General features: G+C 48.1%; 21 protein-coding genes and 1 other RNA gene. 4 read left to right on the top strand and 18 right to left on the bottom strand.

Features of this window, described 5'->3' with window-relative positions; translation table 11 throughout:
* Positions 1–89 precede the first annotated feature (89 nt).
* Genes V1467_RS16865 through V1467_RS16875 form a run of 3 tightly spaced genes read left to right on the top strand, consistent with a single transcriptional unit; the run spans position 90 to position 4535 of the window.
* A complete protein-coding gene (locus V1467_RS16865; protein WP_416306138.1) occupies positions 90–1343 on the top strand; it encodes an efflux RND transporter periplasmic adaptor subunit in 1254 nt (417 codons plus the stop codon).
* 13 nt (positions 1344–1356) lie between these two features.
* The gene (locus tag V1467_RS16870; RefSeq protein ID WP_416306139.1) at positions 1357–2058 is read left to right on the top strand and encodes an ABC transporter ATP-binding protein; all 702 of its coding nucleotides are present in this window, start codon (positions 1357–1359) and stop codon (positions 2056–2058) included.
* Complete coding sequence (locus tag V1467_RS16875; RefSeq protein WP_416306140.1) at positions 2055–4535, top strand: ABC transporter permease; 2481 nt, start codon at positions 2055–2057, stop codon at positions 4533–4535. The genes V1467_RS16870 and V1467_RS16875 overlap by 4 nt, the downstream gene beginning before the upstream one ends.
* A 279-nt stretch (positions 4536–4814) precedes the next feature.
* Here the strand turns inward: V1467_RS16875 and rnpB are convergent.
* From rnpB to V1467_RS16920, 9 genes are all read right to left on the bottom strand, one after another.
* Positions 4815–5196, bottom strand: an RNA gene (gene rnpB / locus V1467_RS16880) — RNase P RNA component class A.
* Between the two features lie 78 nt (positions 5197–5274).
* Complete coding sequence (locus V1467_RS16885; RefSeq protein WP_416306141.1) at positions 5275–6447, bottom strand: phosphoglycerate dehydrogenase; 1173 nt, start codon at positions 6445–6447, stop codon at positions 5275–5277.
* Between the two features lie 24 nt (positions 6448–6471).
* Positions 6472–7593, bottom strand: a complete 1122-nt coding sequence (locus V1467_RS16890) for a phosphoserine transaminase (RefSeq protein ID WP_416306142.1) — start codon at positions 7591–7593, stop codon at positions 6472–6474.
* A gap of 183 nt (positions 7594–7776) precedes the next feature.
* A complete protein-coding gene (locus tag V1467_RS16895) occupies positions 7777–8316 on the bottom strand; it encodes an NADPH-dependent FMN reductase (RefSeq protein WP_416306143.1) in 540 nt (179 codons plus the stop codon).
* A gap of 70 nt (positions 8317–8386) precedes the next feature.
* A complete protein-coding gene (gene yeiP, locus V1467_RS16900) occupies positions 8387–8959 on the bottom strand; it encodes an elongation factor P-like protein YeiP (RefSeq protein ID WP_416306144.1) in 573 nt (190 codons plus the stop codon).
* Between the two features lie 80 nt (positions 8960–9039).
* The gene (locus V1467_RS16905; RefSeq protein WP_416306145.1) at positions 9040–9420 is read right to left on the bottom strand and encodes a TonB-dependent receptor; all 381 of its coding nucleotides are present in this window, start codon (positions 9418–9420) and stop codon (positions 9040–9042) included.
* A gap of 147 nt (positions 9421–9567) precedes the next feature.
* Complete coding sequence (locus V1467_RS16910; RefSeq protein ID WP_416306146.1) at positions 9568–9951, bottom strand: VOC family protein; 384 nt, start codon at positions 9949–9951, stop codon at positions 9568–9570.
* A 9-nt stretch (positions 9952–9960) separates the two neighbouring features.
* Positions 9961–10398, bottom strand: coding sequence for an OsmC family protein (locus tag V1467_RS16915; RefSeq protein ID WP_416306147.1), 438 nt, complete (start codon positions 10396–10398; stop codon positions 9961–9963).
* A 48-nt stretch (positions 10399–10446) separates the two neighbouring features.
* Entirely contained in the window at positions 10447–11319 is an 873-nt protein-coding gene (locus V1467_RS16920; protein ID WP_416306148.1) for an MBL fold metallo-hydrolase, read from the bottom strand.
* Positions 11320–11402: 83 nt separating this feature from the next.
* On the opposite strand from V1467_RS16920, the gene V1467_RS16925 reads away from it, so the two are divergent.
* Positions 11403–13955, top strand: a complete 2553-nt coding sequence (locus tag V1467_RS16925; protein ID WP_416306149.1) for a PQQ-dependent sugar dehydrogenase — start codon at positions 11403–11405, stop codon at positions 13953–13955.
* A 4-nt stretch (positions 13956–13959) separates the two neighbouring features.
* Here V1467_RS16925 and V1467_RS16930 read toward each other — a convergent pair whose 3' ends face one another.
* The 9 genes from V1467_RS16930 to V1467_RS16970 are packed head-to-tail and all read right to left on the bottom strand — an operon-like array spanning position 13960 to position 23049.
* A complete protein-coding gene (locus V1467_RS16930) occupies positions 13960–14940 on the bottom strand; it encodes a TonB family protein (protein ID WP_416306150.1) in 981 nt (326 codons plus the stop codon).
* Positions 14937–15458: an ExbD/TolR family protein gene (locus tag V1467_RS16935; RefSeq protein WP_416306151.1), complete on the bottom strand. Its 522-nt coding sequence runs from the start codon at positions 15456–15458 to the stop codon at positions 14937–14939. Before V1467_RS16935 ends, V1467_RS16930 begins: the two co-directional genes overlap by 4 nt.
* Complete coding sequence (locus V1467_RS16940) at positions 15458–15976, bottom strand: ExbD/TolR family protein (RefSeq protein WP_416306152.1); 519 nt, start codon at positions 15974–15976, stop codon at positions 15458–15460. The genes V1467_RS16935 and V1467_RS16940 overlap by 1 nt, the downstream gene beginning before the upstream one ends.
* Positions 15977–15990: 14 nt before the next feature.
* On the bottom strand, positions 15991–16653 hold the full coding sequence (locus V1467_RS16945) for a MotA/TolQ/ExbB proton channel family protein (protein ID WP_416306153.1): 663 nt from the start codon (positions 16651–16653) through the stop codon (positions 15991–15993).
* Positions 16654–16698: 45 nt separating this feature from the next.
* Entirely contained in the window at positions 16699–17028 is a 330-nt protein-coding gene (locus tag V1467_RS16950; RefSeq protein WP_416306154.1) for a hypothetical protein, read from the bottom strand.
* Positions 17018–17686 (bottom strand): tetratricopeptide repeat protein, encoded by a 669-nt coding sequence (locus V1467_RS16955; protein ID WP_416306155.1) that lies wholly within the window; start codon positions 17684–17686, stop codon positions 17018–17020. Before V1467_RS16955 ends, V1467_RS16950 begins: the two co-directional genes overlap by 11 nt.
* Positions 17673–20543, bottom strand: coding sequence for a tetratricopeptide repeat protein (locus V1467_RS16960; RefSeq protein WP_416306156.1), 2871 nt, complete (start codon positions 20541–20543; stop codon positions 17673–17675). Before V1467_RS16960 ends, V1467_RS16955 begins: the two co-directional genes overlap by 14 nt.
* A complete protein-coding gene (locus V1467_RS16965) occupies positions 20533–22491 on the bottom strand; it encodes a tetratricopeptide repeat protein (RefSeq protein WP_416306157.1) in 1959 nt (652 codons plus the stop codon). Before V1467_RS16965 ends, V1467_RS16960 begins: the two co-directional genes overlap by 11 nt.
* Positions 22492–22503: 12 nt before the next feature.
* Positions 22504–23049, bottom strand: coding sequence for a hypothetical protein (locus V1467_RS16970; protein WP_416306158.1), 546 nt, complete (start codon positions 23047–23049; stop codon positions 22504–22506).
* Between the last annotated feature and the right edge of the window lies 1 nt (position 23050).

A 23050-nucleotide genomic window follows, 5' to 3' on the forward strand; every position in this document is an offset into this window, starting at 1 on the left:
TCATTGAATTTAAAGTAAAATTTAATTGGCACACTATTAGCTATAGCATTACCAACAAATCTACTTTTAGCTTATTCAGAAACGCAGCAATGGATAAAATAAAACAATCACCGTCCGGCTTAGCCATGCCGAAAAACCGACTGATGCTGGTAGTATTGGCGACTATAGCCGGAGTAGTTTTACTCGCGGGACTCGTTAAAAGTGCTGTTCATCAGGTCGAAATCTCTCGCGCCGATATTCTGATTGGTGAGGTAAAACAAGGCGAATTGCAACTTAAGGTAGATGGTTTTGGTGAGCTTTATTCCGAGCAACGCCAACTGCTAACAGCAGTGAATGCCGGGATTGTCACTGAGATTTTACAGAAGCCGGGGGATCGCGTCACAGCTGACACGGTAATATTGCGCTTGTCTAATCCCGAACTGGAACAGCGACTGAAAACCGAACAGCAAAATTTGGCCTCCGAGCAGGCTAACCTGAGAAAGCTGCGGGTCGAACAAAAACGCGAAATGCTCACCGAAAACTCCAACCTTATAGAACTGCAATCGGAACTGGAAATTGCCAGTCTGAAGCGCAAATCCAAACAGCAATTACAACAACAGGGCATTATTTCCAAACTGGAATTTATTGAAACTGAGTTACAGGAAAAACAGCTCGCTAACAGTATTTCACTGGCGCAATCACGCATTACCCAGTTAAAAGAAATCCACGCCGAGTCACTGAATATCCAGGATCTTAAAGTGGCCCAGCAACAGGACAACTACGATAACGTAAAGAAAATGGTAGAGGACATGAATGTTAAGGCCGGGCAGGCAGGCATCCTGCAAACCCTGCCGGTAGAATTGGGTGAAAGTGTCAGCACCGGCATGGAAGTCGCCTCGGTTGGACGGATTGATAATCTCATTGCCCGAATCCAGATATCCCAGGTGCAGGCAACCCATATCCAGCCCGGTAATCCGGTAAGTATCAAGATTTGGCCCGACAGTTTTAAAGGGCATGTTTTGCGCATCGATCCAATGGTCAAAGAAAAAATGATAAGCGTCGATGTGGCCATTGACCAGACGTTACCGGCAAGCGTCAAACCAAATCAGGACGTTAGTGCCGAAATTATCACCAAAACCATCGATAACACCTTGTATGTAAAACGCCCGGCCAACCTGTCTGACAACAGCAATATTTATTTGTATCGGCTAAGCGATGACTACAAACAAGCAACACGGATTCAGTTAACCCTGGGTGAAATGAGCAGTAATCAAGTAGAAATCCTGCAAGGTGCAGAGGCAGGAGAACGCTTGATCATTTCCGATTTAACTTATCTGAATAACGATTCCATTTCGATTATATAAATAGGAAATGATTATGACCACAGCACAAATATCATTACGCAATGTGTCAAAAGTATTTGAAACCGACACCATGGAAACCCATGCCCTAAGAGATATCTCTCTGGACATCATGCCCGGAGATTACGTCGCCATTACCGGCCCCTCCGGCTGCGGTAAATCAACCTTATTGTCGATACTGGGGCTGCTCGACTCCATCAGCGCTGGCGAGTATCAACTGGATGGTCAGAATATGGCTGCTATTTCTCTGGATCAAACTGCGCTGATACGTAATCACAAGCTTGGCTTTATTTTCCAGTCGTTTAATTTAATTGATGAAATATCGGTACTGGATAATGTGATGTTACCGCTACGTTATGCTGCCAAACCGGTCAGCAATGAGCAAATGTATCAGCAGGCCAAAAGTTGCCTGGCCAAAGTGGGTTTATCTCACCGGGAATCGCATAAACCGGCACAATTATCTGGCGGGCAGCAACAGCGTGTCGCCATTGCTCGCGCACTGGTGGCCGATCCTAAAGTGTTACTGGTAGATGAGCCGACCGGTAATCTGGATTCGCAATCCGGCAATCAGGTGATGGAGCTGTTGAGCGAACTCAACTTGCAGGGTACGACAATTTGCCTGGTCACCCACGATTCGCGCTATGCCGATATGGCCAAACGCAAACTGCAAATGCTGGATGGCACCCTGCTGCATGCACCAAGCGGAGAAAACGCATGAGGCTATTTCTCTATCAGTTGTATCAGGCGGCACAAACCCTGAAACGCAAAACTGGACTGGTCACCAGTGTGGTACTGACAATGGGACTGGCGCTAGGTGCCTTGCTAACCACTCTAACCCTTTACTATGTGCTGGTGCTTAAACCTTTACCCTATCCCGAACAGGACAGACTCGTACTGGTCGATATGCAAGGCAGCGTCAAGGTACCGAATCGCGACTTTATCTACGAGTTTAATAATGTCGGCGCGCTGATGAGTCTGTATCAAAGCAAGGACAACTTTGAGCAAACCGCCATGGCGGTATTTGGTTCGGACATCCTGGTTAATTCTCCGTCGGCACGTAACATCAATTTGGCCTACGTATCCCCGGAATGGTTTGACATCTGGGGGGCCAAAATAATCCGGGGCCGTGCTTTTGGCCCAACCGAAGCCATTAATATACGTAACCCTGTCGCTGTCATCAGTTATGAACTGTGGCAAAAAGAATTTGCCGGCAGTGAAGATATATTGTCCAAAACCGTTACCTTTAGCGGCTCAACCTTTAACATTATCGGGGTGGTAGCCAAGGAACATATCCCACCACAATTGGCCAATACCGGTGTTTCTCCAGAACTATGGCTACCTTGGGGATTTAACTTTCTGGCCAGCAAATATATCGGGCAACATCTTGACCCCTGGGTTAACAACTACACCGAGCGTAAAGTATTTGTTATAGGTCTCCTTAAAGGAGGTGAAACAGCAACTGCCACCAGCAATGAACTTTCTCGTCAACTAAAGATCGACTGGCAGGAAAATGCTCCGCAACAAATGGCGCAGGCCGCTGTAAATGCGCAGTCAACCCATATAAAAGATTTTTTATTGGTAAATCAGCAGTTTACCCTGTATATGTTAATCGCCGGCGCGGTAGGTTTGTTATTAATTGCCATCACCAATATCACCAACCTGTTCTATTCACGCTTATCCGAATTGCAGTTTAACCTGGCGGTACAGGCTGCTGTTGGTGCCAGAAAAAAGCAGATTTTCACCTCGGTACTGTCAGAAATGGTAATTCTCATGGCGGCCGCTCTGCTATTGGCGGTGGGCCTGTCGCAGTTGGGGTTATTTACGGTGAAACTGTTTTTATCGGGTGAATTACCCAGAACAGTTGAGCTGGATCTAGGTTGGTTTACCTATCTGCTTGCAGCACTATTGCTAATACTGATGTCGTTATTATTTGCCTGGCTGGGTACTCGCAAAGTCAATTATGTTGAGCTAAATCGATCATTAATCACCAGCGGTAAGGGCACCGGTGTACAGGTCACTAAACGTAGCCGTTTAATTCTTACCTCAGTTCAGGTTGCCAGTGTTACCGCGTTACTGGTCGTTACGCTGAATCTGTTTTATAACAGTTATAAAGTGATCACTACACCAACTGATATCAACCTGAACGACCGTTATTCACTAACTCTATCCTTTGATGGCCGCCAGCGTCCCCCAGAAAGCGAAGTTGTTCCCTTTAATCAGGAACTGGTACAGCTATTTGGACAACAACCTGAAGTAGAAAAGGTGGCTCAGTCCACCTCATTTCAATGGCAATATGGCAGTCAAACCGAGTTTACTTATCAAAATCAACAAATCCGTACCGCTTTATTAGCCGCTGGTAATGATTATTTCGAGATCCTTGACCAGCCATTATTAGCCGGTAATTTTTATACTGTATCGGACTATATCTGGACAACCCCTACAGAGGAAGCTAATCAAAATCTGCTCCCAGACTATCAGCAACGCCAGGTCATTATTAATGACCAGCTTGCCAAATTGTTAAGCACCGATGGCGAATCACTGATAGATAAAATGCTGCCAATAGGGACAGTGAAAGGCATAGTGAAAGCAGTACGACTACCCGGTGAACAAAGTGTTCAGCCCAGAGCTTACTTTCCAATGCTGGCACAACGAACCCACTTTCTATTTCAGTTTAAACCCGGCCAATATCTTAGCCGTGAGCAGATTGTTCGGTTACTAAAAAGCAAGGATCCTCGCTGGACCATTATGAAATACCTCTCCTTGCAGGGCGAAAAAGACAAGCTGGTGTTTACCGATACAGCGATCTCCTACGTCACCGGAATTATTGCCTTATTCACCATATTTTTAGCCAGTGTGGGCATGTATGGCATGTTTAGCTACAGCGCCCGGTTACGTAAACGTGAAATTGGAACCCGCGCGGCACTAGGCGCAACCTCTAAAGGTATTACCTGGATGATGTTAATGGATAATTTACATGCCGTAATGATTGGTGGCGCAACGGGTATGCTGCTGTTAATTGTGGGCAGCTATATCTATGCGCAGGATATGATGACACTTGTCAGTCTGCAATCCTTGCTAGTGATAGTGATTGCCGCCAGCATTATCACAATAGTGACCTGGTTGGCCACTTATCTGCCATTGCGCGAATATATTACTCGCCCTCCGATGTACTGTTTACGCGTAGCGGATGAATAGAAAGGAATTTATATGATTTGTCTGTCAGGGTACCCAATCAGCCGCCCTGACAGAACTCAACGTTTTTCAGTTTTGGTTGCCAGCTAAAGCTTATATTGGAGGTCCCACCCTGATATAAGTTGGCAACCTTTTTTATTGCTTTTTTTACATCATCAACCGGACTACAGTGGATAATAAAAGTGGCTAAAAATATCAGCAAAAAGGCCGACTTCCGTTGCTAATCTTATGCTAAAAATAAGGCTGAATACAAACGATGGTCTGTACCAAAATCCTTTAAAAATGTGGAGTTGGCCGATAAGCCGGGTTCTGTACTTTCTGTCCGAAAACAAAAAGGGACAATCATTCATCTAGGCCAGCAATCACTCACTGGCTCAAGCAACCTACCCGCCTCCCGTACGGGCCGTACGTAATGGAGGCCTATTTGGTCTTGCTCCGGGTGGAGTTTACCTTGCCACCAACTGTTACCAGCGGTGCGGTGCGCTCTTACCGCACCCTTTCACCCTTACCGGCGCTTGCGCGCTTAGGCGGTCTTCTCTCTGCTGCACTTGTCGTCGGCTCACGCCGCCCAGACGTTATCTGGCACCCTGCCCTGTGGAGCCCGGACTTTCCTCTCCCCTAAAAACCTTGCGGCAATAGGGCGGCGATTGTCTTGGCCAACTCCGCGGCGGATTCTACTTGGACTGTTGCAAGAACACAATTAGCCCGGCCAGTTTAATTGTATTTACAGGAGAGCCTCAGGTTAATTAATCAAACGCACCGCAATAACATGCTGAACTTGGCGGATCGCCTCGATCACCGTGCCATTATCCATTTGTTCAACATCCAGAATGTTATAGGCCAAATCGCCCCGGCTACGGTTAACCATATCCAGTACGTTGACATTGTTATCTGCCAGCACCGACAAAACGTTACCCAGGACTTTAGGCACATTTTCATTGGAAAAGATAATCCGCTGACCTTCGCAGCGCGCCATACTTACCGCCGGAAAGTTCACCGAGTTTTTAATATTACCGTTCTCCAGATAATCGATGATCTGATTGGCTGCCATTATTGCGCAATTGTCTTCGGCTTCGGCAGTGGACGCGCCAATATGTGGCATGGCAATCACATCACCCCGACCAAAAAAGCAGGGCTCCGGGAAATCACAGATATAGGCTTTTAATTGTCCCTTATCCAGACCTTCGACTATCGCCTGCGGATCAACAATTGTCTCGCGGGCAAAATTGACTAATGTCATACCTTTTTTGACTTGTTGCAGAGCTTCACGATTAATCAGGTGTTTGGTCGCCTCAATCGCTGGCACATGCAAGCTGACATAATCGCAGCGGGATAACAGCGAAGACAAGTTCTCAGCCTTTTGCACATCACTGGACAAACGCCATGCCGCTTCAATTGACAAGGCCGGATCGTAACCTATCACGTTCATCCCCAACGCCAGCGCCATATCCGCCACCAGCGATCCGATAGCGCCCAAACCGACTATGCCAAGCGTTTTGCCCATCAGTTCTTGTCCGGCAAACTGTTTTTTCTGGGCTTCGAGCAATTTATGCAACTCTGCTGCATCATCGATATCGGCCAAGGTCTTGACATGATCAATCCCCTCCTTGATACCGCGTGAACCCAGCAGTAATCCGGCCAGCACCAGTTCCTTTACCGCATTGGCATTGGCTCCGGGGGTGTTAAACACCACTATGCCTTTTTTGCTGTAATCCTCAACCGGCACATTGTTCACCCCGGCACCGGCGCGAGCAACCGCCAGTACCGAGTCTGCCAGTACTTCGTTATGCAGTTTATGACTGCGCAACAGAATCGCATCAGGATGACCAATATCCGAACCTACCTCGTAGTTTTCACGACAAAAACGTTCCAGTCCCTTGACCGATATCTGATTGTAGGTTTTGACTTTAAACATGATCATCCTATTGATTGTGTAAGGTTAATTGTTTGACTTAACTTCGGCGTAAGCCCATTCCAGCCAGGGCAGCAAAGCTTCAATATTGGCGCTTTCCACCGTGGCACCACACCAGATGCGCAACCCCGCTGGGGCATCACGATAGGCGCCGATATCGTAAGCAACCTGCTCTTGCTCCAGCAGTTTAATCATGGTTTTAACCTGTTCGGCAGCTAAGTCGACACTTAAACAAACGCTAGTATTGGAACGCACAGATTTATCTTTGGCTAAAAAATCAATCCAGTCATGTTGGGCGACAAAAGCCTCCAGCACCGCCAAATTGTGATTGCAACGATTAACGGTGGCCGCAATCCCGCCAATACTTTCCACCCAGCTTAATGCATCCAGATAATCCACCACGCATAACATGGAAGGTGTGTTAATTGTGGCGCCAACAAATAAATCTTCGGTCAGTTTACCGCCACTGGTCATACGGAATATTTTCGGTAACGGCCAAGGCGGCGTATAACTTTCCAGCCTTTCAACCGCTCGAGGGCTGAGGATCAGCATACCGTGACCACCTTCACCGCCGAGCACTTTTTGCCAGCTGTAGGTCACCACGTCGAGTTTTTTCCACGGCAAGGCTTTGGCAAAAACAGCAGATGTCGCATCACAAAAAGTTAATCCGGTGCGATTGTCATCAATCCAGTCGGCATCGGGTACGCAAGCCCCCGACGTGGTGCCATTCCAGGTAAAAACGATATCATGGTCGCTGTTAACCTGAGTCAAATCCGGGATCTGGCCGTAATCGGCACTCAAAGTACGTACATTTTCCAATTTCAGCTGTTTGTTGATATCGGTCGCCCATCCTTTACCGAAAGATTCCCAGTACAGCACATCAACCGGACGTTCGCCCAGCATGGACCACATAGCCATTTCCATTGCACCAGTATCCGATGCGGGCACGACAGCGACCCGGTACCCTTTGGGCAAGCCGAGAATGCGCGCAGTATCCACACAGGCACTTTTTAATGCCTGCTTTCCAATAGCTGCACGATGCGAACGTCCCAGCACGGTTAAGTCGAGTTGGCCGACATCATATCCCGGCCTTTTGGCACAGGGGCCGGAAGAAAAATTAGGATTGTCTGGTTTAATTTGTGGACGCATAGTTTTCTCAAAAATGTGCATAAATGTTTAAAATAAAAGCTCGACCAAACTTTAACAAATACAATACAAGCGATTGATTTAGTAAGCTAATACCAAAGCGTGATGAATTATATCAACCTTCTTGATATTGAATAAAACAACAGAATTCTAACGGATTGTAGCGGGATATGGATAGCACTCATTTTAGTTGTCGGATGATTGCAAACTGTTGACAGCCGCCAGCAATTCAAGCCGAAGAGTTTCATTAGTCAACACCCCCTGCTCAACATCAAAGTTATCATGGAAATGCGGCACCGACAGGCTGGCTTTAACCTGCCCTGTAAAACGAGGCGCCGAGCTCAACGCCTGTTCCAGAACGGATTTCCCCCCCCTCGCACCAGGTGCTGTGGACAGCATCACCATAGGCTTGTCCTGAAACACTTTGGTGTTGATGCGCGAGCACCAGTCAAACAAACTTTTATAGGCGGCACTGTAAGAACTGTTATGCTCGGCAAAAGATATGACCAATGCATCCGCACCGGCAATTTTATCCAGAAAATCATACGCCAATTGCGGATGTCCTAGCTCGTTCTCACGATCCTGACTAAACAATGGCATTTCATAATCATTCAGATCCAGAATCTCCACCGACGCATTGACAATCAGGCTGGTAGCATAAGTAACCAGCTTTTTATTGATTGACTGACGGCTACTACTGGCAGCAAAGGCAACAATTTTTAACATATTTTCCCCAACAGAAGACGATAGCAATTTCCCTCCACGTTACCATCGTCGTCTCTTAGTTCAAATGACGTTATTTGTCGGCGCGGCTAATAAATTTGTGTTCCGAGGTGTTTATCTTGATTTTCTCGCCACTGGAAATATATTCCGGCACCTGCACTGTCAGGCCGGTTGATAATACTGCAGGTTTGGTGCGGGCACTGGCCGAAGCGCCTTTAATAGAAGGATCAGTTTCAACAATAACCAGCTCTACTGAGGCAGGCAGTTCTATTCCTACCGCCACGCCATCAACAGTAAGTACCTGCAAACCTGTGGTCTCTTCGGTGATAAATAGCAGTTCGTCGGCAATGGTATCTTTATGCAAGTTGTAAGGAGTGTAATCCTCACTATCCATAAATACGTATTCGTCGCCGTCGATATAGGAAAAAGTGACTTGGCGGCGACTGAAATCGGCCAAGTTAATCATTTCATCGGCTTTAAAACTCTCATCCACTTTTGCACCGGTTGTCACTTCATATAAACGCATACGATATAGACTGGCGCCGGCACGTCCACTGGGGGTCAGCTTATTAATATCCTTGACCAGCAACACTTTATCGTTAACAACAATGGCGGCATTCTTTTTAATTTCACTTGCCTTTGGCATGGTTTAACTCTCCGAATTAATGTGGCTGGAAAAATATCACGAACCACATTTTAGGCAAGTACTGAATGATTTTAATCTGGCTAGAGTGTTTTAGGCTTAGACCGGATAAACATGACTTTCATCATAATCATGCCACTCAATACCAGCAAAGAGCCGATACCCAAAATCGGACCGAGTATCGCTTCAGCGACCAGACCACCGTACATCAAAAACAGCCCGACCACTAATAGCAGGGTGCCAATCTGATGGGCATAATATTGTATCCTGACCAGTTTAGAGACCAGGCCGGTCAACCACAGTTTATGACACACAGCATAAACAAAGGACACCACAAATCCTATTAGCAGAATATGCGCGTGAGTGACCAGTTGGCTATGATTGTGGGACATCGCCATAAAAATCCCCAGTAGCAACCCCAAAATCGCGTATCCCAGTGCGGTAGTAACAAATTTTCTATCCATCTGATTGACCTTCTTGTTGTTGTAGTTTGTTAAAGCCGTAATCAATCTAGACCAGCAATATAAATTTGCATAGGTCGCTGTCAGAAAATTTCTTGGCATTGATGGATAAGGGAAAGTTGGGCCACCCGTTGATTTTAAACTCCAGGATTATTGTTCGTATAGCTCCAGGGGCAAACCGTCAGGATCCTGAAAGAAGGTGTATTTCTGGCCGGTGTATTCGTCTATTCGTACTGGCTCAACCTCAACCCCAGAATCAACCAGGTGTTGGACAACAGGCGCTATAGCTTCAACGGCAAAGGCCAGATGGCGTAAGCCCATCGCTTCAGGATAGCTAGGACGTGGTGGTGGTTCGGGAAAAGAAAAAAGCTCTATTTGACTGCCATCGGCCAACTCCAGATCCAGTTTATAGGAATCGCGTGCAGCACGGTAATTCTCGGCAACCACCTTCAAGCCAAGAATGGTGGTATAAAAATGTTTAGATTGCTGGTAATTGGAACAGATTATCGCCGCATGATGAATTGCATTTAACATAGCCGAAACTCAATCAGAGAAAAGAATAGACAATTGCAGATGCTTTTCTGCCAGTAGTGAATTGCTAATCAGACAGACTCTTTCTGCTTTATTCAGCAATGCCTCGGCTTTATCACTATCAGCACCTCTTGCAATCGTCAGTTTCGCATGAGTATTAATATGGGTGAACTGAATTTGCCGCTCGACTTTATCCAGCTTGCCTTGAGATTCACACTCGATAGATAGCCATTTAAACTCCGACGCTTTGGCAACCGCCCGAAAGGATAATATAAAACAGTTTGCCACCGCTGCCATCAACAGGGCTTCTGGTGACCATTTGTCCCCCGGTCCATCAAATTCCACCGGGCCGGCCACTTCAATAGCAGGTAGCCCTTCAGCCTGTACTTTCAGGTTAGTGTCAAATTCACCATAGGCATTAACCCGGTAATGATGGGGTAGTGCTTGCATACTCTTCCTCCACAATGCTCCTTTATACAACCAGATTCATTCTGCCAATTATGGCAGAGATTGATTGTTCAGCTGCACTTCTGCCTTGACGGTATTTTCCACCAGCCGACCAAACAGGGCATCAAAATTATCCTGATTATGCTGGCTCTGATTAAAATCCGCCTTTATCAGTTGAAGCTTGTCATCCTGCAGCATATTTTCAACACTGATATTCTGACCATAAAGCTGCATAATACGTTCAACCCATAAAATACAATTGTTCCGGTAAGCCAACAATCCGTCCTTATTGTCGATATGACCGTGCCCTGGCACAACGATAGTGTTGTCATCAATGATCGACAAGGCTAAATCCAGCGCTTCGAGCTGCCCTTTCAGCCCGCCGTGAAACAGTGCCGGATACCACTGATTGGCAAATGTATCTCCCATAAAAATCACGTTGCTGTCTTTTATATAAACCAGAATATCACTGGGAGAATGAGAACTGACATGATACAGCTGGATATTTTGATCCCGGTCATGCATGGAGAATTTGTCATTAAACGTGAACAACGGCAGTGCTTGTTCATAGTGCGCACTTTGCTGGGCGATAATAGTCGCGCCCGCTTCTGCAAACAGGGCATTGCCGCCACTATGGTCAAAATGATCGTGAGTGTTTATCAGGTATCTAACAGGTTTATCGGAGATCTGCCGCAAGGCGGTTAACAGTTTGTGGCCGGACTCTTCCAGCATACTATCAATCAGAATAATGCCTTGTTCACCAATCCTAACCCCAACATGAGAGCCTTGGCCGTTTCCTCCCAGCAACACATACAAATTGGGGCTTATTTTATGAGTCACTATCCTGACGCCACTATCCTCTTGCTCCGTGGCTGAGCCTAGAGTACAAAACAATGCTGCATATAACAGAGACTTTACTTTCATCTTTGTTGCTCCCGAGTTGTCTGCCACCCTTCGCCAACTTTATAGCTATACTTTTTATTTTTGGCGATATTTTGGCGACAATTATGTTACGACTTTTAGTGGTCTTTTTACTGGCGACCTTGCTACAGGCATGTGGTGGTAGCTCATCTGACTCAGCAACAGACAACCCGCCACTCCCTGAATTACCCGTATTGCAAGTCGCCAATATCAGCCAACAAGAAGGCAATAACGGCGAAACCGACTTTATTTTTAGCCTAACCGCTACGGTCGCCACAAACAACAATATCAGTGTCGAATTCAGCAGTGAAGATGATAGTGCGCTGGCAGCAAGCGATTACCAGTCAGCCAGCGGCACAGCCACCATTAACGCAGGACAAACCCGTACCGACATTGTGGTAAAAGTGTTAGGTGATGAAGAAGTCGAACAGGATGAGTCTTTCAAGCTGGTGCTCAGCAATGCACAGGGAGCCACATTAGGTACTGCAATTGCCGTCGCAACTATTGTCAATGACGATCAGGTTGAGCTTATATCTGGCTTAGAACAACGCCCCGATAACAGTGCATGTCTGGCAACAGAAGCGCCTGTTCAAGCTTCATCAGTAGAAGTGGTAGAAGCGTTTAACGCTTTACCTTTGTTATCCCAACCCACCAAGTTATTAAAGGAACCTGGCGCTGGCGATCGCTGGTTTGTACTAGAAAAAACCGGCAAAATAAAAGTGTTTTCAACTGCCAATCCTGATCAGATCAGTACCTTTATGGATCTGTCTGATCTGGTAAATACAGCATCCGAGGGCGGATTGCTGGGTATGGCCTTTCACCCTGACTATCCGCAAAGCGCCGAAATATTTTTAAGTTACACCACCTCCCATTCCAATCCGTCCATGCGTTCTGTGATATCCCGCTGGCAACTGGATGATCTGAATGCGCCACAAAACCCTGTCGAACAAGTGATTCTGAATGTGGATCAGTACTACAACAATCACAATGGTGGTGATATTGCTTTTGGGCCTGACAACATGCTGTATATAGGTTTTGGCGATGGGGGCAGCGGTGGCGATCCGGATAACCGCGCGCAGGATACCCGTTATTTACTCGGCTCAATGTTAAGAATTGATGTACTTCATCCTGATGTCAGTTATCCGCAACAACCTTATGTGATCCCGCAGAACAATCCTTTTGCCGACAATCCGCGGTGTGGCGCTGGCAGTAATCAACAATCCTGTCCGGAAATTTACGCCTGGGGATTACGTAATCCCTGGCGCTGGAGTTTTGATTGGCCCAGCGGCGATCTGTGGCTAGCCGACGTAGGCCAGAATGCCTATGAAGAAGTGAATAAAATACACTTAGGAGGAAACTACGGCTGGCGTTGTAAGGAAGCCTTTGCTGAATTCAATCAAACCGGTTGCAACGCAAACTATATAGACCCCCTTACCGCTTATGGACGTAGTGAGGGTAATTCTATTACCGGTGGTTATGTTTACCGCGGCAATGCGTTACCGGCTTTGGTCGGCCAATATATCTTCGCCGATTATGGTTCTGGGCGAATCTGGGCATTACAGCACAATGGTGAAGACGCCGTGGTTAACAAACTGCTTGTCGATACCAGTTTTGGGATTAGCAGTTTTGCACTGGACGACAGTGGCGAACTGTACTTTACCGATCTGAACGGCGGCAGAATATACCGCCTGGATGCAGATAGCGGTAACAGCAATCCAGTCTCTCCGATACCTGAACAGTTGTCCGATACAGGCTGCGTGAATATGGCCAACCCGGCACAGGCTGCCAACGGTACGATCCCTTATCAGGTTAATATGCCGTTCTGGTCTGATGGTGCCGACAAGTCCCGTTTTGTCGCACTGCCTAACCAATCCCGAATCGATTTTTCAGAACAGGGGAGGTGGCAGTTTCCAGTTGGGTCGGTGTTGGTCAAGCACTTCCAGTTCAACCAGCGCTGGATAGAAACACGTCTGTTAATGCATCACACGAATGGTCAGTGGGCCGGTTACCTATATGAATGGAACACCAGCCAAACTGAAGCTTATAGGGTACGGGGGGGTAAAACACTGGTTATTGATGATCAGCCATACCGTTTGCCAGCAGAGGTCGAGTGCCTGACCTGCCACACTAGCGCTGCCGAATTTACCCTGGGACTGGAAACCGCCCAGTTGAACGGCGATATGCTCTATCCGTCAACCAATATCAATGCCAATCAGTTGGCCACCTTTGCCCATATCGGTATGTTTAACCAGCCATTAAATCAGTCGCCTGAGCAGTTGCCGGTACTAGTGAGTACCAACGATCAGCAAGCCAGTCTGGATAACAGGGCGCGGAGCTATTTGCATAGCAATTGTGCAGGCTGTCACCGCCAAAATGGTCCGACAGCGGTGGATTTGGACTTGCGTTACGAATTGCCCTTAGCCCAGACCCACAGCTGTGATATTGCCCCGCAAAGTGGCGAACTGGGCATTAGTAATGCACGAATTATTGCGCCGGGTGATGCACAACGCTCTGTATTACTCAATCGCATCAGTCGTCGTGACGCCTATGCGATGCCGCCCATTGGTTCCCATCGGGTAGATCAACAGGGCTCGGAACTCATTGGTCAGTGGATCAACGGCCTGGCAGACTGCGGTTAAAGCATTAGAACGGCAAAAAATTGAAAGTGTAATCCAGCTCGGTTTGGCTAACCTGATCCACGCCAAAATTAATTGCTTTGATCCGGGACAGTAAACGCGCTTCCAGCGCCGGATTATTCAATTCGCTGGATACAATCTTACAATCCGACACGGAACCATCAGCGTCGATTATCAATTTAACCGTTACTTTGCCCTGCAAACTGGCATCACGACGCAATGCCTTACGATAAATAGCGTAAACAGCACTTTTATTCGCATCCAGTACCTGACGAATCGACTCGACACTGCGCCCACCGGTTTCGGTCATCTGTTCCACCAATTCCTGTTGAGCAATAGAAGGCAGACCGGCCTGCGGCGCGGCGAATTCGGTCGTTTTACGACCCGCCAGTTCACCTTTGGCGCCAATATCGCTAGATAAATTACCGGTTTGAATTCCCTGACTGCGAGTGTTCGTTTTTTGGCCAATGAATTTACGCTGAGTCTGGCTGGTTTGGCCTGCGCCTTTAACCAAATCAGTAGCGGCATTATTCTGTACCTGGCTGCTGTCACGCATATTGGCCAGTTGATCCTTAAAAGCCAGCAAGCCACTTTGACTGGCTTTTTTACGCGCCTGTTCGGCTAATTCTGCCTCACTGGCTACAGGTTTCACTTTTACCGGCTGTGGCTTCTTGGGCGCAATCACCTTGGGTTTTTCTACCGGTTTGGCAGGTGGTTTTTCTGACGGCTTTTCAATTTCAGGTTCAGGTTCCGGTTTGGGCGGCTCAATCACCTTGGGTGGTATTGTTTTTTGCTGCAAAAAACGGGTGAGTTGCGGTGGCAGCTTTTCTTTTTCTTCGCGAGGTAGCGGCGGTACTTCCTGCCATTTTACCAATGCCGCAAAGCTTAAGGTTATTGCCAGACAAACCAGGGTAATACGGCTAAAACGACGGTTTTCTGTGGTACTGGCAGACCAGGGCAATACCGAATTAAAGGTGGCGACACTCATTGGCTCACCTCAAGCGGGGTAGTGTTATCTACCTGTTCCACCGCCAGGGCAATATTGGTGTAACCGGCAGCGGCACAGGTTTGCATAATGGCTCTTAGCAGCTGATAAGGGATGGCCTTATCGCCCATTATGGTAATCGCCCGGCCTTGAACTTGCTGCTGTTCGGTGAGGTCGGGACTACGACTGGCCTGATAACGTAGCTCTTTATCCAGCGCTTCTATAGTCGATGTAGCAGATGCCAACACCTGCTCCACACTAGCCAGTTTTTGCCCTTGCAATAAAATATCGCGATCGTTGACCATCAACAGCAAGGTTTCCTGCGCAGCTGCTTCGGCACTGGACTGCGGTAACTGGACGCTTTTATGGGTTTGCAATACTTGCACTTCCGAGGCATTCATCATCAGGAAAAACACCAATATGGTGAAAATATCCATCAACGACACCAGACTTAGTTTAGAGACTTGTGACATCCGCTTATGATGACGTTGCATGCGCAAGGCGCGGGCAGACATTTTCATTACAACCCCTCCCTTGCAGGTGGCGCATCACCCAACGAAATGGCCGGAAACAATTCGGCTGGGACCACCGATGCGGCTACCACTTCAGGGTATGAACGGGCGGTATCCATCAATGCCACAATAGTTTGATAATCGATATTATCTTCCAGCAATAAATTGATTTGTTTTTTATCGATATCCTTATTCAATAAGGTTTGCTTGACTTGCTTGAGCAGCAGGCGTAGTTGGGCAAAATCATATTGTTGATCTTTTAGCGGTAAATTTTTCAGCAAATAGCCCTGCGGGAAATACACTTCAAAACCACTTTGCCTTACCACTACTTCCAGCTGGTCATTTTTAAGCTGCTCTGCATCCTGGCTGGCAATACCACTGAGTTCCGGTAACTGTAATTCCAGTACCGTAATGCGCGAAAATACCATCATCATCAACAACACCGGCACCAGCACGATCATCAGATTAAGAAAGGAGGTGATATCCAGTTCGGCGTCCTGGCGGAGTTTTTTGTGTCGTCGCATCATTGCCATGCTCCGGGTTAGTCCGTTACTCGCGATTTGGGGGTTATATCATTGCGCTTGACCAGCAAATTCAAAAATTTGACCCCAGCCATCTCCATACTGTCGATAATTTCGGTGGTTCTAGTTTGCAGGATTGAATGACAGGCCAGTAACGGAATCGCCGATATCAGGCCAAAGGCGGTGGTATTCATCGCCACCGAAATACTCTGCGATAACAGACTGGCTTTTTCGGACGGATCGGCCGACGCTACTGCGGAGAACGCCGCAATCAGACCAATAATGGTTCCCAACAGGCCAAGCAATGTCGCAATATTAGCCAGCGTGGCGAGATAGGAGGTACGCTTTTCCAGTCTGGAAGTTGCTTCCATCAGGCCCTCCTCCATTGCATATTCGATATCTTCACGACGCATACTGTTAGACAGCCGTTCGATACCGGCACCGATAATCCGGGTAATAGGTGCCTGATTGGCCTGGCCAAATTTCAGTATCGCGTCGTAATTGCTATTTTGGAGTAAGGGTTCAATCTGTTTGAACGCCTTCTTGTTGGTGAATTTGGCACCGGTCAGAAACATCCAGCGTTCAAGCGCTATCGCCAGCCCCAAGGCCAGCACAATAGCAATGGGCAACATAAAACTGCCACCTTCCTGAAAGAACCGGATTATCGTGTTGTAAGTATCCATAATGTTACCTTTGTAAACCTGATGATAGGGTTGCCAGCATAACGCTTATTGCGGCTCGTTTGGGTATGCCGGTTGGATCCCGGCCTGTTGCCCTGATAACTTTTCATGCAGGGCAATTTCTCGTAAAAAATGTCGCCTTTCCAGCGGAGCCAATGTGCGCGGTAACGGAGTTAAATCAGCGCGGGAAAAAGGCGATTTAGGAGTCGGTGTCTGCCAGGGAACAATGGTCATAACCTTAGGCTGCTCCTGACTGCCGCGAATAATGGCGTCCAGTTTCAGGATATTTCCGCCTTGTGGCTTGTCTTGTGCCAGCAGCAACGCCGGATAAAGTAGTAGACACAAGGATAATCCAAGCTGTTGGTGATTAATTGCCATTAAGGCTCTCTCCTGTTTGCGCCGCGATTTGCTGCTGCAAATCCACCAGCCAACCGTTCAAATTCGAGGGCGGATCGTCGGCCAGTAGCTGATAGGTCTGATAATCCTGCAACGCCCGTTGTTTTTGGCCCATATACAAGTCCAGCAAAATGGCCCGATTCCGGTAAGCGGGTGCAAATCCCGGCCAGGCTTCAATTGCCTGACTATATTGTTGCAAAGCCTGATCAAATTGCCCCTGTTGGCGTAATAACAAGCCTAACCTGTTATGCGCAAAATAATGATAGGGACTAAGCGCTATCGTCTGTTGATAATGACGCAAGGCCAGATCAGTTTGTTCATTGAGCAAGGCAATATCACCCAAATGCATCCAAACAGATGCCAACTCGGGGTGGGTTTCCGACAGGCGTTGCAACGCAGCCTCAGCCTGGTCTAATTGTTTAGCTTTTTTCAGTCTGATTGCCTGCTGGAAGCGCGTTTTAGTCGCTCCGTCAACCTGGGGTTGATTAAGCATCAACAAATTCGGCTGCTGCAATAATTGCTGCTTGGGTGTTAACGGCAAGGATTCGGTTAACGAAGTATTATCCGGATGCGGATCTGAGTTCAGACTGCTACAACCAGTGACCAGCAATAAGCTGCATAGCAGGCTAAAAAATCTCATCACTCACCTCCTCAATCAGTTCCTGTTTGGCATAACGGGTGGGTAATAATGTCTCTAGATCGTGAAAACTCTGTTTGACCCATTGGTCATAGATCCCCTGCCAACTCAGACGAGTATTGAATTCCATTATTTCAATCGCCTTGTCTTCAAAAGGATAGGCCTGCTCTTCGAGCAGAAAACCGTACTGTTCCAGTTCCAGTGCATTCAGTTTGGGGCGCTCTGAAGCCAGTAAATCTTTTGCCAGTCGGGCGTAGATCTGGCCCTGATGATAAGTGGCTGCGGTACTGAATTCGGCCACCTTATAGCTGGCCGTTTGCTGATAGGCCGCCAATGCTTTATCCAGAGCATTATTTTTGCGCTGCAAACTTTGGTCCAGCGGTAAGGTCAGTTTAATGCTGTTGAACAACGCCAGCGCGTCGTCAGCCAATACCAGCGACGACCTGGCCGCCAGATAACGCGAACGCTCGCTAGCGCTGTTTCCGGCCTGCGCATGAGCCTGGATCAGTTTATTCAACCAGTAACGACGTTTACTGGCTGCATTACTGGCTAGATAATATTCACTCATCTGCCAGCGCGCTTCATTAGCCTCTGCCAGAGGTGCCGGATAACGGTGGGCATATTCACGATAAAGCGGCAGCGCCCTATCGCGTTGACCGATTTGATGATAATACTGCGCGGCGACATACAAGGCCTGGCGTCCCGTTTCGTTATCCTGATTGGCACGCCACATTTTTTCCAGCTCGGACGCGGCTTTAGCCCATTGTTGATCCTGCTGATAGACATCAATCAGCTTATCGTCGATGCTGGCAGTAAGTTGATGACGAGGAAAACGCTGGCGGAAATCCTCCAGCCATTTGGCCGCTTGCGACCAGTCACGTAATTCAATCAGTGCATTGGCCAAATCGTACTGGGCAGTGACACGTATGCTTGTATCCGGGGTGGTTTGCACAATACGTAAAAAATGTCCGGCGGCGGCCGGAAAATAGCCTTGTTGCTGACTGATTTCAGCCTGTTTATAGATACTGGCGGCCAGTCGTTCAGACATATCGGCCTTACGCGGATCCGACAACGGCAACAACGCCAATACTTGCTGATAAGATGCCTCTGCCAGCCCATAACGTTCAAGTGCAAACTGGCTATGTGCTAACACTAGCGTGCTGTCCAGACGACGCTGCTGTTCGACCGCAGGCAGCCAGTCAATCATCATCTGTGCATAATAAGCGGCCTGCTGATAACGTTGCAGATAAAACAATTGCTGCACCAAATCATGCAACACGGCCACCGCACGTGGATCTTCACCAAAGTTCATAATAAAGGCTATCTGGCTATCCAGCTGTTTGTCCTGCCAGCCAGTTGTTTGGCTGTCGTCGATGACGCTGCCCCACTGCTGATAAGCCAGTATTGCAGCATAACCGGCTTCCGCTGCCTTTTTGGCCTGAGGTAATTGATAGGCATAATGTTCGTAAGCATCAATAGCTTGCGAATAGTCTCCTGCCTCATACAACGCTTCGGCCAGCAAGAACCAGTTTTCTGTTGTTTGCGCGTCGTCAGCAAAGGTCTGGATAAACTCGCGATACCAGCTGGCAGCCTGCCGGAATGCCTGCACATATTGTTGCCGGGTCTGTAATTTAAGTTGTTCGTTGTCAACCGTTGACAGCATCTGCTTTTTTGCCTGCGCCAGACTGTGCTGATATTGGGCCAGTTCTGTCAGGTACTGATGTAGATAAGGACCGGCGATATCTTTGCTTTCGATAGGCCAGTTGGCCCAATAAGGTCCCTGAATGCCATAGAGTTGCACAAATCGCTGTTTGGCCGGCAACACCAGGGTCGGAAACTTGCCCAAAATATAGGTATCAATCTGTTTAACAAAAAACAGCGGTGCCTGACTGTGCTGTGGGTGTTGTTGGACAAATCCGGCAAACACATCAGCGCTGTCACGAAAACGATCATCGTTCAGATACAGCTGACCCAGTTGCTGGTACAGCAGCGATTCGTAGTGGCGCTCTCCAACTGAAGCAAAATGACCGGCTATGCTGGCCGCGCCCTGCTGATAGGAAAACAGCAGGGCCATAATACGCAAGGTGTCATTAACCAGTTGTCGTTGGCCGGCGCCCAGTTGCGCCATTTGCTGTTGGCTGTCCACCTCTCCCACTAAACTGTCATCCGGCAGACTGTAATCCAGCAATGCGGTGAAGGCCACCAGAGCCTGCTGCTGCCGATCCAGCTTGAAATTTGCCCAACCCAGCATATAAGCCGCCGTCAGGTAATATGGCGAGTTATCTCCCAACTCCAGTACTTGCTGATAGGCAGCTATGGCCTGGTCATAATCACCGCGGTTATACAGGATCTCGCCCTTTCTGAAATACACTTCTGACTGATAAACATTATGCGGATATTCACGCAGCAGCTTGTCCAGGGTGAGGTAACTGTTATCCATCTGGCCCTGTAACTCATAAGCTTTAGCCAACTGATAAAGGGATTCGGCGCTATGCTGATTATCCGGATGTTGAGCCAATAATGACTGGTACTGGTTAATCGCCCGTTGAAAATAACCGTCGCTGCCTTTTTGTGTGGGGGTGCCCTGCTCCTGATGTTGCTCTGCCAGCAAAATCTCCAAATCTGCCAGGCGTACACTGATACTTTGCGCCAGCACCGGATCCGTCACTTGCTGTTGCAAGCGCGCATAGCCGTCCCGCAGTTCCCGCAAAGACAATGCTGGCAAAGGATCATGTTTCAGCGCTGTCATCTTTAACTGGACACTGGCCAGAGTGGCTTTAGGCTTGGGCGGCTCTGCCGAATGCCAGCTGCAGGCAGTGACTAGCCAGCCAGCGCACAGCAATAATAAGTTAGCTTTCATCTTTACCCCGCGCATCGGTATTGTCAGGATTCAGATGTTCGATAGCATTGTTTTTGCGCCAGGCTTCATCCTGTAATCGCACCACCGCTACCTGCGCTTGCAGCAGCAACTGGCGGATTTTGTCTGATTCCTGCTGCAGGGCCAGTCTGGCTGTGTGGGTAATCTGGTCAAGCTGCAGTTGCTGCAATGTCCGCTGTTTAACTTGCAGTTGGCTGATATGCTGGCCCAGCGTCGAAATCCGTTCACGCTGCTGATTGAACAACGGCGTCTGGTTCATTGAGCGACTTAGCGAATGCTGTTGCTCCACGCTCTGCTCAATACTGCTGTCCAGTTCTGCCAATGCTTTTTTAGCACTCCACAAATTTTGCGCATAGTGGTTGTCGGCCTGCCAACTGAGCACACCTTGCAAGCGCTTCAAGCGCTCCTGATAACTTGAGGGTAGCGTTTTTTTAGCGCTTAAGCGCTGATAACGCTGCATCGCTCTTTCCAGCCTCTGCTGTTGGGCTAACTGTTTACTGTCAAGTAATGCAGCGCTGTTCTGGCCTTGTTCAATCTCGCTGATCCTGGCGGCGAGCGCATTGCGTCGCACCAACAACTCTGCCAACTTATCCAGCAGTTTATTCTGGCTCAGATCCCTGGCTCGCTGCCCGGTAACTTGCTCGCGTTCGTCAATCATCAACTGATAGTTTTTAATTTGTGCCTGCCAGCGGGATAATCGTTGCCCGGTAGTGCGTAGTTCTGCCAGTGTCTTGATCTGCTGGTTGAAGCGCTCAGAGCTAAAAATAGCCTGCAAACTGGGAGCAATCCGGCGTTCCTCTGCTGCCTTTAACAGGCCGTCAAATTCAGGTTGCCAGAGACGCACAAAAGGCTCGAAATAATCACCTTGTTGAATATTACGTTGTTCCACATTCAACTGTTGCAGTTGCAGTTCAAACTGGCTAATCGCCTGCTGCAGCGCGTTCATCGCCTGCTGGGGTGCGGATAACTGCTCGTAGGCATAGGCAACTGCCAGCCAGGCTTCCTGCTGTTCACTGCTGCTATCCGGTAGTGCCAGCAGTTTGTTCCATAAGGTTAACGCCAGCTGGTATTGCTGATCCTGTGCTGCAGCCCAGCCATAGCCCAACAACGCGGCGTGAGTATCGAGGCTATCAAAACGTATACGACTAAAGGCCTCTATGGCTTGGGTAGGACGTTGTTGCTGTTGATAAAAATAGGCCAGCGACAAATTTATTCTGTCATTTAACGCGGCCTGTTCTATCGGCAGGGCTTTTACCGCTTGCCAGCCAAACCATTCGTCCAGCCAACTGCCAATAACCCCGCTGGGGGCCTTGTCACGCAGCTGGTTTAAACTGTCGATCGCCAATTGCACTTTGCCCTGATGCTGAAGCTGCAAGGCATGGTTGTAACTCAAATAATCAAAATAGATACTGTCCGGTTTTAACTCTGCCAAAGTATGTTGAGCGGGTTCTATCTGACCAATGGCAAGCTGCAACTGGGCTTTAAGATAATAAAATTGCTGACCAGCAGCAGAACCAAGCAGTTGCACTTGCTGCGGCTGAATTTGATTCAGGATCTGTAACGCCGTTGACACTTCATTTTTACGATAATAGACCCTGGCCAGATGTAGCCAGGCCTGAGCCTGAATATCGACAGGTACCGAATCATCCAGCAAACGCCGGAAAATCTCGCTGGCCTGCTGTTCCAGACCATAACCCAGACTCATCCCGCCCTTTAACAGCTCCGGCGCCAATCCCTGATGCTTGATACCGCCGCGCACTTCGGCAATGGCCATCTGAGTTAATGCCTGATGGTAATCGCCCTGAAAATAATGATATAGCACCCGGCCATACTGGGGATCATCAATCACTTCCTGTCCATTGGCAACAGCGCTGAGCGTCAGGCTTAGCAGGCCAAGGCTCAAGATGCGAGAGGTTAAAGTCAGTCCCATTAACAAGTAAACCTATAACTCTGTCAGGGTAAATTCTGGTTGTTGCTTGGAACTTGAATCAACAATATTGAGCTGTAATGCCTTGGCATCACTATCTTTATTGAAGGTGCCGCTAACCGCTCGCTTGTAAGGTCTGTCTTGCGGGCCGATACCGGTAAAAAAGGCGCTAATCTGATGATCGCCCTGACTGATATTGCCGATATACAGGCGCTGAACGCCACCGCGATAAAGCGCACTTACCTGGCGTTGGGTATACAAGTACTGACTTACTGTTTCGTCATCAATTTTTAGCTCTACGGCGTCCAGCTTGAAATAACTGCCCATATCCATCGCCACATACACCACCAGCTGCGTGCTGGAGGGAAACAATAAGTCTTCCTCGAGAATAAACAAGTCACGGTTCAGCGCAATCACTTCCTTTTTCAGATCCTGTACCTGCTGTTCTATCGATTGCGGCGCATCATTATCCGCGGTTGGAGGCGACAGTTCTTGTGCCTGGACACAGCTGATACTCGCCCAACAAAAGAGCAGCAGATTAATAATGGTTGTTTTCAACATG

It is taken from the genome of Neptunicella plasticusilytica (assembly GCF_047922965.1).
GTDB lineage: Bacteria > Pseudomonadota > Gammaproteobacteria > Enterobacterales > Alteromonadaceae > Neptunicella > Neptunicella plasticusilytica.

Bases quoted from the DNA above. Each gene is read 5' to 3' on its own strand.
- V1467_RS16865 (WP_416306138.1), top strand. From the start codon at position 90: ATGGATAAAATAAAACAATCACCGTCCGGCTTAGCCATGCCGAAAAAC.
- V1467_RS16870 (WP_416306139.1), top strand. From the start codon at position 1,357: ATGACCACAGCACAAATATCATTACGCAATGTGTCAAAAGTATTTGAA.
- V1467_RS16875 (WP_416306140.1), top strand. From the start codon at position 2,055: ATGAGGCTATTTCTCTATCAGTTGTATCAGGCGGCACAAACCCTGAAA.
- V1467_RS16885 (WP_416306141.1), bottom strand. From the start codon at position 6,447: ATGTTTAAAGTCAAAACCTACAATCAGATATCGGTCAAGGGACTGGAA.
- V1467_RS16890 (WP_416306142.1), bottom strand. From the start codon at position 7,593: ATGCGTCCACAAATTAAACCAGACAATCCTAATTTTTCTTCCGGCCCC.
- V1467_RS16895 (WP_416306143.1), bottom strand. From the start codon at position 8,316: ATGTTAAAAATTGTTGCCTTTGCTGCCAGTAGTAGCCGTCAGTCAATC.
- yeiP (WP_416306144.1), bottom strand. From the start codon at position 8,959: ATGCCAAAGGCAAGTGAAATTAAAAAGAATGCCGCCATTGTTGTTAAC.
- V1467_RS16905 (WP_416306145.1), bottom strand. From the start codon at position 9,420: ATGGATAGAAAATTTGTTACTACCGCACTGGGATACGCGATTTTGGGG.
- V1467_RS16910 (WP_416306146.1), bottom strand. From the start codon at position 9,951: ATGTTAAATGCAATTCATCATGCGGCGATAATCTGTTCCAATTACCAG.
- V1467_RS16915 (WP_416306147.1), bottom strand. From the start codon at position 10,398: ATGCAAGCACTACCCCATCATTACCGGGTTAATGCCTATGGTGAATTT.
- V1467_RS16920 (WP_416306148.1), bottom strand. From the start codon at position 11,319: ATGAAAGTAAAGTCTCTGTTATATGCAGCATTGTTTTGTACTCTAGGC.
- V1467_RS16925 (WP_416306149.1), top strand. From the start codon at position 11,403: ATGTTACGACTTTTAGTGGTCTTTTTACTGGCGACCTTGCTACAGGCA.
- V1467_RS16930 (WP_416306150.1), bottom strand. From the start codon at position 14,940: ATGAGTGTCGCCACCTTTAATTCGGTATTGCCCTGGTCTGCCAGTACC.
- V1467_RS16935 (WP_416306151.1), bottom strand. From the start codon at position 15,458: ATGAAAATGTCTGCCCGCGCCTTGCGCATGCAACGTCATCATAAGCGG.
- V1467_RS16940 (WP_416306152.1), bottom strand. From the start codon at position 15,976: ATGATGCGACGACACAAAAAACTCCGCCAGGACGCCGAACTGGATATC.
- V1467_RS16945 (WP_416306153.1), bottom strand. From the start codon at position 16,653: ATGGATACTTACAACACGATAATCCGGTTCTTTCAGGAAGGTGGCAGT.
- V1467_RS16950 (WP_416306154.1), bottom strand. From the start codon at position 17,028: ATGGCAATTAATCACCAACAGCTTGGATTATCCTTGTGTCTACTACTT.
- V1467_RS16955 (WP_416306155.1), bottom strand. From the start codon at position 17,686: ATGAGATTTTTTAGCCTGCTATGCAGCTTATTGCTGGTCACTGGTTGT.
- V1467_RS16960 (WP_416306156.1), bottom strand. From the start codon at position 20,543: ATGAAAGCTAACTTATTATTGCTGTGCGCTGGCTGGCTAGTCACTGCC.
- V1467_RS16965 (WP_416306157.1), bottom strand. From the start codon at position 22,491: ATGGGACTGACTTTAACCTCTCGCATCTTGAGCCTTGGCCTGCTAAGC.
- V1467_RS16970 (WP_416306158.1), bottom strand. From the start codon at position 23,049: ATGTTGAAAACAACCATTATTAATCTGCTGCTCTTTTGTTGGGCGAGT.